This is a genomic window from Caballeronia hypogeia (genome assembly GCF_001544875.2).
Classification (GTDB): domain Bacteria; phylum Pseudomonadota; class Gammaproteobacteria; order Burkholderiales; family Burkholderiaceae; genus Caballeronia; species Caballeronia hypogeia.
In genome coordinates this window covers 125,477-138,790 of sequence record NZ_FCOA02000010.1, presented here as the reverse complement: position 1 = coordinate 138,790, position 13,314 = coordinate 125,477, and the positions used below count along the sequence as shown (strand labels likewise).

The window sequence follows — 13,314 nt, the reverse complement described above, 5'->3', positions numbered from 1 at the left end:
GCACGCCGCTGTCTTCATCCAGGAGAAATACATGTCGCTTTTCGATTCCATCACGCGCACGGTCAAAGGTCTGTTGAACGACGCAGCCGACACCATGCAGGACCCTTCGCGCGACGCACGTCAGATCGTGCGCGAGCTCGACGACAGCATCGCGAAGGCGGAAAACTCGCTTATCGAGATCGAAGCGCAGGTCGCCACCCAGCAAAGCAAGCGCGACGCCGCCGCCGAAAAGGCGCGCAAGTATGAAGACGGCGCGAAGCGCGCGCTGCAATCCGGCGACGAAGGCCTCGCGCGCGAAGCGCTCGCGGCGCAGGCCAACGCCGAAACCGAACGCGACGCCCTCGCCGCGGAACTGCAGACGCTCGAGCCTTCCGTCGATCATCTCAAGACGCAGATCGCCGACATGCGCCAGCGCCGCAACGATCTCAACGCACGCTCGAACATCCTTCAGGCGAAGCAGCAGATCGCGCAGGCCAAGGACACGGCGGCAACCGCGCTGGGCGGCATCGGCGGCAAGAATCTTGCGGAGGATTTCCAGAAGCTCGAAGACAAGGTGCAGCTCGCCAACGCCCGCTCCGACGCACGCCTCAATTCCGCCGACCAGAAATCCGGCAAGGCGCTCGACGACAAGCTCGCCGCGCTCAATCGCGGGCCTTCGGTGGAAGATCGACTGGAAGCGCTGAAGAAGCAGATGAACACGCCGGCGCAGTAAGGTCCGGCTAATCGAGAAAGTGCGCGTGCGCGGCGAACCATCGGGCAAGCCGCGCGTCGCACGAATATGCGTTACCTTGAACACGTGTTTTTGCAGTACCCGTTCTCGCCACACCCGATTGCAGCTTCGACAGGAGACGGGCGCTCATCGCGTCCGGCCCGCATCATGAAAAAGTTTCTGACGGCTCTGGCATTGTCGCTGTCGCTCGCTTCCCCGCTCGCGTTCGCGTTGCCGACCGCGCAGCAGGTCGAGCAGTCGATGACGCAGGGCAACTGGCAAAAGGCCGACTCGCAGTTGAGCGAAGTGCTCGACGCGCATCCGAAGAACGCGCACGCGCATTACCTCTACGCGCAGGTGCTCGATCGCGAGGGCCGCTACAGTGACGCCCTCTCGCATCTGCAGCAGGCGAAAACGATCGATCCTTCGTTGAGCTTCACCGATCCGTCGCGCTTCGCGGCCACGCAGGCACGCATTCAGGCCAATGCCACCCGCGCCAGCATCTCGCCGCGCTCGAACAACGGCACGAACGGCTCCGTCGCGCAAAATCCGTTTGGTCAGGATCAGGCGGTGGCCGCGCCGCAGAAACACGGTGTCGGCATGGGCGCTTGGATCGGGCTCGCCGTGCTGATCGCGGCGATCGCACTCGTGTTGCGCTGGGGTCTGCGCCGCGCTCGCGCACGCGATGACGGCCAGGCCAACGACGACCGTCGCGCGCAACTGAAGCGCGCTACGGAACTGCTCAATGACGTGCGCACACTGAAACTCGACGTGCGGCTCTCCACTGCGCCGGGCCACGAGGCATTGCTGCGCGATGTCGAAGGCGCGGAGACGCAATTGCGTCAGATGGTCGAAGCCTTGTCGAACTCGAAAAATCCGGTGCCGCCGTACGCCATCGAAGACCTGGAGAATCAGGTCGCGAGTCTGAAAGCGCGCGCCGAAGGCCGGCCGGATCCGAACGCGGCGAACACGCAACCCGGCGCGCAGAACGCGTCGCCGTATGCGCAGGAAGCCGAGCGTTTCGGACGCGGCCAGCAGTTCCCCCAACAGGGACCGTATCCGCCGCAGCAAGGGCAGCAGCCGCCCGTCATCATCCAGCAAGGCGGCGGCGGATTCGGCGGCGGCATGGGTGGCCTGCTGACCGGCGTGCTGTTGGGCGAAGCGCTGTCGCACGGACGCGATCGCGTGATCGAGCGCGATGTGCCGGTGGATCGTCCGGTTCAGAACGACGGTGGCGGCCTCGATTTCGGCAACAACAATGGCGGCGGCCTGGACCTCGGCAACGGCTCGAACGACTGGGACGACGGCAGCGGCGGCGGCGGACTCGACCTGGGAAACAACGACGACAACTGGCGCGATACCTGATTTGCCGCGTGTTTGAGGACAATTGGCCCCGCTCGTCCAGGCGGGGCTTTTTGTTTCTACGAGGCCAGACTCAGCCGCCACCGCCCAGAAAGCGCAGCAGGCCCCAAAGGAACTTGAAGAATCCGACGACGAATTCCCAGATGCGTTCGAGCTGGTCCCAGCTCGCGACGCGCAGGATTACATGCAACATCATGCCGGACCGATCGCGCGGCCTTCGGTCGGCAAGCGCAGGCGATTTGTTGAAACGGACATCGTAAAAAAACGAGGCGGCTCGCGCCGCCTCGCGTGGCTATTCGCAGAACCGGCATGATAACCGTTCGTGCCATGCGTCCCGTCGACAGCAGCTTCAACCCTCTGCTTTCTTCTCCTCGCTCTCAGGCGGCACTTCATCGGTCAGGGCTTCTTCGAGGCGCTTGAAAATCCGCTTCGTCGCTCCACGCGGTTGCAGTGCGAGCAGCAGCAGCGAACGGCCCGTGACCTGATATACGTCGCCCGCGCCGAACTCCGGCAACTCCTCGCGCACCGGCGCGTTCGTGTCGATCAGACAGATCCATTCGTCGGGGCCCGGAATGTCCGGCAGCGTGAAATCGACCACATCGTGGTACGCATTCACGATCAGCAGCAGGGTCGCGTCGGACGCCGGCTTGCGGATGCCCGACGCCTGCGCGCGGCCGTCCATGACCACGCCGAAACAGCGCATGTTCGGATCGTCCCATTGCTCCTGCGCGAGCGGGTCGCCGCTCGGGCTCAGCCACTTGACGTCGGCGACCTCTAAATCCTCGTTGAACTCACCCGTGAGAAAACGCTGGCGTCGCAGCACCGGCAGTGTGTGGCGCAACGTCGTCAACTTGCGCACGAACTCCTGCAACGCCCGCCCTTCTTCGCCGATGTCCCAGTTCACCCAGCTGATGTCGTCGTCCTGACAGTACGCGTTGTTGTTGCCCTCCTGCGTGCGGCCGAACTCGTCGCCGGCGAGGATCATGGGCGTGCCTTGCGAAAACAGCAGCGTCGCCAGCATGTTGCGCTTCTGACGCTCGCGCAGCGTCCGGATTTCCTCGTCGTCGGTCGGGCCTTCCGCGCCGCAATTCCACGACTTGTTGTCCGAGTGACCGTCGTTGTTGTCCTCGCCGTTGGCCTCGTTGTGCTTGTCGTTGTACGAGACGAGGTCGTTCAGCGTGAAGCCGTCGTGCGCGGTGATGAAGTTCACGCTCGCCCACGGCCTGCGCCCGCGCTTGTTGAACTTGTCGCCGGATGCGGTCATGCGCGTCGCGAGCTCGGGCGCCTCGCCCTCGTCGCCCTTCCAGAAGCCGCGCACCGTGTCGCGATAGCGGTCGTTCCACTCCGCCCAGCCCGGCGGAAAACCACCGACCTGATAGCCGCCCGGACCGCAATCCCACGGCTCCGCGATGAGCTTCACGCTCGACAGGATCGGGTCCTGCCGGCAGGAATCGAGAAAGCCGCCGCCTTCGTCGAAGCCGTACGGTTCGCGGCCGAGAATCGTTGCTAGGTCGAAGCGGAAACCATCGACGTTCATCTCCGTCACCCAGTAGCGCAGGCTGTCGGTGACCATCTGCAGGACGCGCGGATGCGACAGGTTGAGCGTGTTGCCCGTGCCGGTGTCGTTGATGTAGTAGCGCGCCTCTTCCGGCATCAGCCGGTAGTACGACGCGTTGTCGATGCCGCGAAACGACAGTGTCGGCCCGCGCTCGTTGCCTTCGGCCGTGTGGTTATAGACGACGTCGAGGATCACTTCGAGGCCGGCTTCGTGCAGCCGGTCGACCATCTCCTTGAATTCGGCGACGACGCCCGGCCCGCGTGCGAAGTAGCGTGGATCGGCCGCGAAAAAGCCGATCGTGTTGTAACCCCAGTAGTTCGTCAAACCCTTGTCGAGCAGATAGCTGTCGTTGACGAACGCGTGTATCGGCAGCAACTCGACCGACGTCACGCCCAGGCTCTTGAGGTACTCGACGACTTTCTTCTGCCCGAGTCCCTCGAACGTGCCACGCATGTGCTCCGGAATCGCGGGATGGCGCTTCGTATAGCCGCGTACGTGCGTCTCGTAGAAGATCGTGTGTTCCCAGGGCACGCGCACGCGCGTCGGGTGCGTCCAGGTGAAGGTCTGATCGACGACCTGGCACTTCGGCATGAAGGGCGCGCTGTCGCGTTCATCGAAGGTGAGGTCGTCGCCTTCGGCGTCGAGCGTATAGCCGAACACGGCCGGGTCCCACTTCAGCTCGCCGACGTGCGCCTTCGCGTACGGGTCGAGCAGCAGCTTGTTCGGATTGAAGCGATGGCCGTTTTCCGGCTCGTACGGACCGTGCACGCGATAGCCGTACACGGCGCCGGGTTCGAGGCCTCGCACGTAGACGTGCCAGACTTCGTCGGTGTATTCGGGCAGTTCGATGCGCTGCGTTTCCTGCTCGCCTTTTTCGTCGAAGAGGCAGAGTTCGACCTTGGTCGCGTTGGCGGAAAAGAGCGCGAAATTAACGCCCTCTCCGTCCCAGGTTGCACCGAGCGGGAACGGCGAGCCTTCGGCAATGCGGAGTTCGTTCGGCATGAGAGGATGATTTCGAATGGATGTTGATGCACCGTTGGCGGCGGACGGCGGGATGGTGCCAGGCATTGCGTGGTTTCAGGCGGATCAGGAAAAAGCATTTCGCGTGCCCGCGCGCAGGAACCACGGCACGCCGGCCCTGACGCGCGAGTCGACGCCGTGCCTACTCGCAAGTTGTGCACGAGGCGAGCGTCGCGTGTAAAACGTTCCTGTCGGGAGCGCCAAATGCTGGTGCGCGTTTGATACCCGCGCGCGTTCGACGAATGTTCGACGCGCCCGCTACTCGTCTTCATCTTCGCCTTTTGCTTGAGGAGAACTCGCCTTGTCCACGCGCCCCGGCTCCCGCCCGATCCAATCCTCATCCCTCGGCGCGGCCGATGAAAGCCGCGCCAGCGGCCGCTCGCTACGCGACGCCGTGCCCTTCGAGGCGCACGGCGCGTGGTCGCCCGAACGCGACCGCCCCGATCCTGTCGATCGCGTGCTCGCGGGCAACGCGGGCCGGCAGGAGCGGCTGATCCCGCTGCGCATGCAGCGCATGGCGGAGTCGCCGTTCGCGTTCCTGCGCGGCTCGGCCACCGTGATGGCGTGGGACCTCGCGAAATCGCCTTCGATCGGGCACAACGTGATCATCGACGGCGATGCGCACGTCAATAACTTCGGCCTCTTTCGCACGCCGCGCCAGGACGTGGTGTTCGACCTCAACGACTTCGACGAAACGCTGGTCGGCCCGTGGGAATGGGACCTGAAGCGCCTGACCGCGAGCATCAATGTGGCGGCGCGTGAAAACAGCGTGGACATTCACGGTCGCGAGCGCGCGGTGCGCTCCGCCTGCGAGGCCTATCGCACGACCATGGCGGACCTGTGGCAGGTGAGCCCATACGATCTCTGGCAGATGCGCTCCTACGCGAGCGCGCTGCACGTGGACGCGCCGACCAGGCTCGACGCCGAAGAAAAAGCCACCATCGAAAAGACCGTGGAGCGCGCGACGAAGCGCTCGCACGCGACCATGCTCGCGAAAGTCGCGGAGCCTGTGGGCAAGAGCTATCGCTTCAAGGCCGATCCGCCGATCCTCACCGCGCTCGACGCCGCCGAGAAAAATCATGTGATCGATGGCCTCAAGGCCTATCTGCAGACCATCGCGGGGGAATGGCGCATGATGCTCGAGCGTTACGACGTGGCGGATGTCGCGCATCGGGTGGTCGGCGTGGGCAGCGTCGGCACGCGTGCGTATCTCGTGCTGATGATGGGCCGCGCGCTCGGCGATCCGCTGTTCATGCAGGTGAAGGAAGGCATCGTGCCCGCGGCCGCGCCGTTCGTGCCGCCGCTCGACGAGCCGTATCGGCATCAGGGAAGGCGTGTGGTGCACGGGCAACGGCTGATGCAGAGTTCGTCCGACGCGCTGCTCGGCTGGACCACCATCTCGGGCCGCGATTTCTACGTACGGCAGATGAAGCAGATTCGCGGCTCGATTCCGGTCGACTGGCTGCACGGCGCCACCTTCGATTTTTACGCCTGGTGCCTGGGCCTGCTGCTCGCCCGCGCGCACGCCCGCACCGGCGACGCCGCGCTGATCGCGGGCTATTGCGGCGGCTCCGACAAGCTCGACGCCGCTTACGCGATGTGGGCCGAGCGCTACGGCGCGCAGACCGTCGCGGACCATGCGGCGTTCTGCGCGGCGATCAGCGTGGGGCGCGTGCCGGCCGCCTGATTCATGCGAATCCATGCGAATCCATGCGAAGTCGCTCGCGATATTGCATGGACGGGCGGCGCGCAGTCGAATTGACTATCATTGTCGGTGCCCGCGATGAAACACGCGTCGTTTTGCGTTTCGCGGTGCATTCCAATGGCATAGCCCTTGCTGCCGCCTTAACCCGCATAACCGTCCAACTCAAACCGGAGGAAGCCGCGCATGAGCATGATTGACGAATTCAAGAGCTTCGCCCTCAAGGGCAACGTCATGGACCTCGCAGTCGGCGTGATCATCGGCGGCGCTTTCTCGACGATCGTGAACTCCGTCGTGAAGGATCTGATCATGCCGGTGGTCGGAGTCGCCACCGGCGGTCTCGACTTTTCAAACCTGTTCGTCCGGCTCGGACACATACCGCCAAGCTTCAAGGGCAATCCCGATTCATACAAGGATCTGCAAACCGCCGGCGTCGCCGTGTTCGGCTATGGCTCGTTCATCACCGCGGTCATCAACTTCGTCATTCTCGCGTTCATCATCTTTCTGATGGTGAAATTCATCAACAATCTGCGCAAGCCGGCCGAAGCCGCGCCGCCGCCCGCGACACCCGAAGACGTGCTGCTCCTGCGCGAGATTCGCGACGAGCTGAAGAACGCGCCGCGCGTCTAGGCGGACAAACCCGCTGCCCATCCACGGAACCCGCGCCGAGCGCGCGGGTCTGGAAAGAGTACTCCCCGTTTTTCTTGGTGCGCCCCCCCGCTTTTTTCTTCGCGAAAGCTGTTCGCACGGGTAGCAGCAGGACTATTATTGAGACAGAGATGCTCAGAGGGAAGCCAAGCGGGCCGCCAAACGGTCATCGGCACGAAACGTGCGCCAGGAGTCATCGCCGGCAGTGTGTCGGTCAAGAATCCGAACGCCCGAATCACCGTGACCTGATCACATCGATGCGCTATAAAAGATCGACGTGCGGCTCGCAAGACGGGAGTGGCCGCATGAGGACGCTGCGTTTCTTGCAATTCTTTTTCAGGCGAGTTTTTATGTCCTTCCCGAAAAAGCGTAAGCGCGTGAAGGCTGATGGCGACGAGTCTTTTCTCGCCGTGCTGCGGCATTTCAAGCCGTTTGGCCAGCTAGACACGAAAATCGCGCGGGCCCGAGCACAGGATGAACCGGTGCTCTACGCCCATGTTCTGCCAGGACTCGACCTGCTCCTGTGCAGCGTACGCGGCGCACAGCCGCCGTATCCGGCCATCGACGAGCTGCACAGGCGTTGTGTCGAATCGATCACCAACGCGCTCGAGCAACCGCTCGACGGACTCGAAAACGGCGGCTACTGGTACGAGGCGAACGGCTTCGGCTTACTTGTATTCGCGAGCCGTGCGCGCGCGCAGATTCTGAGCGAATTCGGCGCGACGGTTTCGGCGCGCAGGCGTCGCGGCACGCGCCGCCAGGACGCGGGCGACGCTGCCTCGCGGCCGCTGCGCTGATTTTTCCGGTTTTTTCTCCGGCTGTTCCCAGGCGAGCGGGCCTCGTCATCGAGGCCCGCTCGTCATGCGCGCGCGTCGGCGCTTCGCGCAAACCCCGACTGTTCCCGCACGCTTTCGTATCCTTTAATGGAAGCCACGCGCCCGCACGATGGCGCGCGCCTTGCTGCATCGACATCGCAGGTTTCTCGCGACGCAACGGGCCGCCTAGGTCCATCAATAAAGGAGAACACCATGTCGGAACACGTCTATAAGCAGATCGAACTCACCGGCTCGTCGCCGAAATCGAGCGACGACGCTGTGCGCGTCGCGCTGGAGAAGGCCTCGAAAACGCTGCGCAACATGCACTGGTTCGAAGTGACGGAAACTCGCGGGCACGTCGAGGACGGCAAGATCCTGCACTGGCAGGTGACAATCAAGGTGGGATTGCGCATCGAGGATTGATGCCATGCTTGCATGACATGAAAAAACCGCGCCTTCGCTTGCACGAGGCGCGGTTTTTCATTGCACCGCCTGAAATGCTTGGCCGTGCTTACTTCGGCAGCGAACCGTCGACACCTTCGACGTACCAGTTGATACGCTGCAGTTCCGGATCGCTCAGCGTCTTGCCCGCCGGTACCTTCTCCGCGCCCAACTGATCCTTGATCGGACCCGAGAAGACATCGCGCTTGCCCGAATGCAGTTCTTCGCGCTGCGCCGCGACCGCCTGCATCGCCTTCGCCGGAATCACCGCGGTATTCAGATCTTCGAGATCGACTGCCTTCTGCGGAATGCCGAGCCAAACAGGGTCGTTCTTCCACTTGCCGTCGATCACCTTCTGGATCACGTCGTTGTAGTACACGCCCCAGTGCGCGACCACCGAGCCCAGATGCGCGTTCGGGCCGAACTTCTTCATGTTCGAATCCCAGCCGAAGGCATAGACGTGTTTCTCGGCCGCCGCGTTGAGCGTCGCGTTGGAGTCGGTGTTCTGCAACAGCACGTCGGCGCCCTGACCGATCAGCGTTTCAGCCGCCTGCTTTTCCTTGCCCGGATCGAACCAGCTATTGATCCAGATAACCTTCGTGTGAATCTTCGGATTCACCGAGCGCGCGCCCATCGTGTAGGCGTTGATGTTGCGCACCACTTCGGGGATCGGCACCGACGCGACGAAGCCGAGCGTGTTGGTCTTCGTCACGTAGCCGGCGGCGACGCCCGCGAGATACGCGCCCTGATACATGCGCACGTCATAGGTGCCGAAGTTCTTCGCCTTCTTGAAGCCGGTGGCCGTCAGGAAGATGGTGTCGGGGAAATCCTTCGCGACCTTCAGCGCGAAATCCTGATAGCCGAAGCTCGTCGCGAAGATGATCTTGTTGCCCTTGTTCGCCAGATCGCGGAACACGCGCTCCGAATCGGCCGACTCCGGCACGTTTTCCACGCGCGTGATCTTGATCTTGCTGCCGTACTTCGCTTCCGCTTCCTTGCTGCCGGCGTCGTGCGCGAAGGTCCAGCCCGCATCGCCCGGATTGCCGAGATAGACGAACGCGACGCCCGGTACGTCCGCCGCCTGCGCGCTCGCCGCCGCGACGGTGGCGGACAGCGCGACGGTCGCGGTGATCGCCTTCAGCCATGGTTTATTCATTGTGATTCTCCTGGTCGATGTTGTGTTTGAATCTGAGATTTGCGCCTTGGCCGCCCGCCAGTTTCATCGGTCAAAAATCGGAACGTAACCGGAACGAATGGGCGATGCGGCCTCGAAGCAACAGCGATCAGCTCGCCGCGAAGAACGGCTTGCCGAGCGATGCTGGCGCGTTGAGCTTGATCGTGTTCGGATTGCGCGAGATCAGCACCAGCACGACGATGGTCGCGACATACGGCAGCATCGCGAGAAACTGCGTCGGCACCGGCACGCCGATCGCCTGCGCGTAGAACTGCAGCGCCATCACCGCGCCGAACAGCAAGGCGCCGATGAGCAGCCGCCCCGGACGCCAGGTCGCGAACACGACGAGCGCGAGCGCGATCCAGCCGCGGCCGGAGGTCAACTGCTCCTGCCAGACGTGCAGGTAGACGATCGAGTAATAGCCGCCCGCGATGCCCGCCATCGCGCCGCCGAAGAGCGTCGCGCCGTAGCGCACGCCCACCACCGGAAAGCCCACCGAATGCGCGACCGCCGGCGATTCGCCGACCGAGCGCAGCACGAGACCCGCGCGCGTCCTGTAGAGGAACCAGCCGATCACCGCGAACATGATGAACGCGAGGTAACCGAGCGGCGTCAGCGAGAAGATCGCGGGGCCGAGCACGGGAATGCTGGACAGGCCCGGAATCGGCATGACGTCGATGCTCGCGCGCACGGCGGCAGACGTATACGGCTTGCCGACATACGCCGAAAAGCCGATGCCGAAGATCGTCAGCGAGAGGCCGGTCGCGACCTGGTTGGCGAGCATCGTGATGGTGAGAAAGCCGAACAGCAGCGCCATCGCGAGGCCGGCGAACACGGACGCGAGAATGCCGAGCCACGGACTGCCGGTGATCGCGGTGACGGCATAGCCGGTGACGGCGCCCATCAGCATCATCCCTTCGACGCCGAGATTCAGAACGCCCGACTTTTCCGCGACGAGTTCGCCCGCGCCTGCGTACATCAGCGGAATGGCGGCGACGACGGCGCTCGAGGCGAGATTGCTGGCTTGATTGATGTCCATCTTGTCTGGTCTCTTAAGCGGCGTGATGCGCACTCGTACGACGCTTGATGCGGTAGTTCACGAAAAGATCGCAGCCGAGCAGGCAGAACAGCAACAGGCCCTGAAACACGCCTGCGAGCGCCTGCGGCAATTGCAGCGAGGTCTGCACCGCTTCGCCGCCGAGATACAGCAATGCCATCAACAGGCTGGCCAGCACGATGCCCACCGGATGCAGCCGCCCCACGAACACGACGATGATCGCCGTGAAGCCATAACCCGGCGACCAGCCCGCCTGAAGCTGCCCGATCGGCCCGGCGACCTCGCCCATGCCGGCCAGCCCCGCGAGGCCGCCGGAGAGCAGCAGCGAGGTCCAGATGGTCTTTTTGTCGGAGAAGCCTGCGTAGCGCGCGGCGAGCGGCGCGAGACCGCCGACGTTCATGCGGAATCCCGCGAAGCTCTTGCGCATGAAGAGCCACACGCAGGGAATCGCGATCGCCGTCAGAAACACCGAAGCGTTGATGCGCGTGCCCTTGAGCCACGTCCAGTGCCAGTCGCCGTAGAGGCGCGGAAACAGCGCGTCGTCGCCGAACATCGCGGAAATCGGGAAATTCATGCCTTCCGGGTCGCGCCACGGGCCGCTCACGAGATAGATCAGGAGCTGCGTCGCGACGTAGGTGAGCATCAGGCTCGTCAGGATTTCATTGGTGTTGAAGCGGCTCTTGAGCAGCGCGGGAATCGCGGCCCAGACCATGCCGCCGATCACGCCGCCCACGATCATCAGCGGCAACGTCCACCAGCCGGAGGCATCGCCGACATGCACCGCGATCCCGCCCGCGACGATGCCGCCCAGCAGCATCTGCCCTTCCGCGCCGATGTTCCACACGTTCGCGCGATAGCCGACCGCGAGCCCGAGCCCGATCAGGCACAGCGGCGACGCCTTCAGCACGAGCTCCGACCAGCCGTTGATGCTCGACAGCGGTTCAATGAAGAACGCGTGCATCGCGCGCAGCGGGTCCTGGCCGACCAGACTGAAAATCAGAAAGCCGATGACGAGCGTCGCGACGGCGGCGACGACGGGCACCGCGAGCTGCATGGCGCGCGAGGGCGTCGGGCGAGCTTCGAGTCGATAGGGAAAGGTCATCGTTCTTATTTGGAGAGGGAGTCGATTTCAGCAGCGGGCGCGCGCTTGCCCTCGAAAAGTCCGGCCATGAACAGGCCGACTTCCTCCGCGTTGGTCTCGCTCGTCTTGCGCACCGGCGAGAGCTTGCCGCGCGCGATCACGGCGAGGCGGTCGCAGATGTCGAAGAGTTCTTCCAGCTCTTCGGAGATCACGAGAATCGCGACGCCGCGGGCCGCGAGATCGAGCAGTTGCTGGCGGATGAAGCCCGCCGCGCCGACATCCACGCCCCAGGTCGGCTGCGCGACGACGAGCACCTTCGGCTCCTGAAGAATCTCGCGCCCGACGATGAACTTTTGCAGGTTGCCGCCCGACAGGCTTTGCGCGAGGGCATCGCTGCCGCCGCAGCGCACATCGAACGACTTGATGCAGCGCTCCGCGAACGCCTTGACCGTGCCGGATTTGATCCAGCCGCTCTTCACCATGTTTTCGCGATGGGCGGTGAGCAGGCCGTTGTCCGCGAGCGACATTGCCGGGACGGCGCCGCGTCCGAGCCGCTCCTCGGGCACGAAGGCGAAGCCGAGGCGGCGGCGTCCGCCGGCGGTCAGTCGCGCTGCGGGCTTGCCGCAGATCGACACGGCGTCGGCGGCGACGTGTTTATCGCGGATTTCGCCCGACAGCGCGGAGAGCAGTTCCGCCTGACCGTTGCCCGACACGCCCGCTATCCCGAAAATCTCGCCCGCGTGCACCGCGAACGACACGTCGTCCAGCGAGGTGCCGAACGGATCGGGACTCGCCACCGAGAGATGCTTCACCGCGAGCCGGACATCGCCCGGCGTGTGTTCGCGGCGCGTGTAGTCCGGCAGCGAATGGCCGACCATCATCTGCGCGAGCGACGCCTGCGTCTCGCGGCGCGGATCGGCGTTGCCGGTCACGCGGCCGCCGCGCATCACCGTGGCGGTTTCGCAGAGCGACTGGATTTCGTCGAGCTTGTGGCTGATATAGAGAATGCTGCAGCCCTCGGACGCGAGGCGGCGCAGCGTCAGGAAGAGCTTCTGCACCGCCTGCGGCGTGAGCACCGAAGTCGGCTCGTCCATGATGAGCAGACGCGGATTCTGCAAAAGACAACGCACGATCTCCACGCGCTGCCGCTCACCCACGGTCAGGCTGTGCACGTGGCGTTGCGGATCGACATCGAGCCCGTAGTCCTTCGACACCTCGCGGATGCGTCGCGACAAGGTCTTCATGTCGAACTTCTCGTCGAGCGCGAGCGCGATGTTCTCGCCGACCGTCAGCGTCTCGAACAGCGAGAAATGCTGAAACACCATGCCGATGCCGAGCTTGCGCGCCGCCGCCGGGCTGCCGATTTCGACCACTTCGCCCTGCCAGCGGATCTCGCCCTCGTCCGGACGCACGGCGCCGTAGATGATTTTCATCAGCGTCGACTTGCCCGCGCCGTTCTCGCCGAGCACGGCGTGGATTTCGCCCGGCATGACGACGAGATTCACGCCGTCGTTCGCCTTGACCGACGGATACTGCTTGCTGATGCCCGACAACGCCAGGCGCGGTGGCGTCGTCGACGTTTGGATGGCGTCGCCCATTGAGATCCAGATATGCGCCCGGCCACCGAGCAGGCCGGACTGGAAAAAGTTACCGCGAAACCGGCGCGCAACATTTTCGTGTCACGCAAATTGGGCCGCGGGCAGAATGTACAGAATTCGAGACGCTAAGTCGATTCCTCAAAATAACG

12 protein-coding genes are annotated in these 13,314 nt (G+C 63.9%); 6 read left to right on the top strand and 6 right to left on the bottom strand.

What is annotated here, in order from left to right; translation table 11 throughout:
• Nucleotides 1-31 precede the first annotated feature (31 nt).
• The gene (locus AWB79_RS17090) at nucleotides 32-712 is read left to right on the top strand and encodes a PspA/IM30 family protein (RefSeq protein WP_061168698.1); all 681 of its coding nucleotides are present in this window, start codon (nucleotides 32-34) and stop codon (nucleotides 710-712) included.
• A 165-nt stretch (nucleotides 713-877) separates the two neighbouring features.
• Nucleotides 878-2,074 (top strand): tetratricopeptide repeat protein, encoded by a 1,197-nt coding sequence (locus AWB79_RS17085; protein ID WP_061168604.1) that lies wholly within the window; start codon nucleotides 878-880, stop codon nucleotides 2,072-2,074.
• A 70-nt stretch (nucleotides 2,075-2,144) separates the two neighbouring features.
• Here the strand turns inward: AWB79_RS17085 and AWB79_RS40815 are convergent, their stop codons facing one another.
• A complete protein-coding gene (locus AWB79_RS40815; RefSeq protein ID WP_269767966.1) occupies nucleotides 2,145-2,267 on the bottom strand; it encodes a hypothetical protein in 123 nt (40 codons plus the stop codon).
• 153 nt (nucleotides 2,268-2,420) lie between these two features.
• Complete coding sequence (gene glgX, locus AWB79_RS17080; protein ID WP_061168603.1) at nucleotides 2,421-4,631, bottom strand: glycogen debranching protein GlgX; 2,211 nt, start codon at nucleotides 4,629-4,631, stop codon at nucleotides 2,421-2,423.
• A 319-nt stretch (nucleotides 4,632-4,950) separates the two neighbouring features.
• On the opposite strand from glgX, the gene AWB79_RS17075 reads away from it, so the two are divergent.
• From AWB79_RS17075 to AWB79_RS17055, 4 genes are all read left to right on the top strand, one after another.
• Nucleotides 4,951-6,336 carry a DUF2252 domain-containing protein gene (locus AWB79_RS17075; protein WP_061168602.1) on the top strand — a complete coding sequence of 462 codons (1,386 nt, stop codon included), beginning with the start codon at nucleotides 4,951-4,953 and terminating at the stop codon, nucleotides 6,334-6,336.
• Nucleotides 6,337-6,537: 201 nt separating this feature from the next.
• Nucleotides 6,538-6,981 carry a large conductance mechanosensitive channel protein MscL gene (gene mscL / locus AWB79_RS17065; protein ID WP_061168600.1) on the top strand — a complete coding sequence of 148 codons (444 nt, stop codon included), beginning with the start codon at nucleotides 6,538-6,540 and terminating at the stop codon, nucleotides 6,979-6,981.
• 323 nt (nucleotides 6,982-7,304) lie between these two features.
• The gene (locus tag AWB79_RS17060; protein ID WP_061168599.1) at nucleotides 7,305-7,796 is read left to right on the top strand and encodes a hypothetical protein; all 492 of its coding nucleotides are present in this window, start codon (nucleotides 7,305-7,307) and stop codon (nucleotides 7,794-7,796) included.
• Between the two features lie 231 nt (nucleotides 7,797-8,027).
• The gene (locus tag AWB79_RS17055; protein ID WP_061168598.1) at nucleotides 8,028-8,237 is read left to right on the top strand and encodes a dodecin; all 210 of its coding nucleotides are present in this window, start codon (nucleotides 8,028-8,030) and stop codon (nucleotides 8,235-8,237) included.
• Nucleotides 8,238-8,325: 88 nt separating this feature from the next.
• Here the strand turns inward: AWB79_RS17055 and AWB79_RS17050 are convergent, their stop codons facing one another.
• The 4 genes from AWB79_RS17050 to AWB79_RS17035 form a co-directional block, all read right to left on the bottom strand.
• Nucleotides 8,326-9,411, bottom strand: coding sequence for a BMP family ABC transporter substrate-binding protein (locus AWB79_RS17050; RefSeq protein WP_061168597.1), 1,086 nt, complete (start codon nucleotides 9,409-9,411; stop codon nucleotides 8,326-8,328).
• Nucleotides 9,412-9,538: 127 nt separating this feature from the next.
• On the bottom strand, nucleotides 9,539-10,468 hold the full coding sequence (locus AWB79_RS17045; protein WP_061168596.1) for an ABC transporter permease: 930 nt from the start codon (nucleotides 10,466-10,468) through the stop codon (nucleotides 9,539-9,541).
• A gap of 13 nt (nucleotides 10,469-10,481) precedes the next feature.
• Nucleotides 10,482-11,588, bottom strand: a complete 1,107-nt coding sequence (locus AWB79_RS17040; protein ID WP_061168595.1) for an ABC transporter permease — start codon at nucleotides 11,586-11,588, stop codon at nucleotides 10,482-10,484.
• Nucleotides 11,589-11,593: 5 nt separating this feature from the next.
• Nucleotides 11,594-13,165 carry an ABC transporter ATP-binding protein gene (locus AWB79_RS17035; protein ID WP_061168594.1) on the bottom strand — a complete coding sequence of 524 codons (1,572 nt, stop codon included), beginning with the start codon at nucleotides 13,163-13,165 and terminating at the stop codon, nucleotides 11,594-11,596.
• Nucleotides 13,166-13,314: the final 149 nt, after the last annotated feature.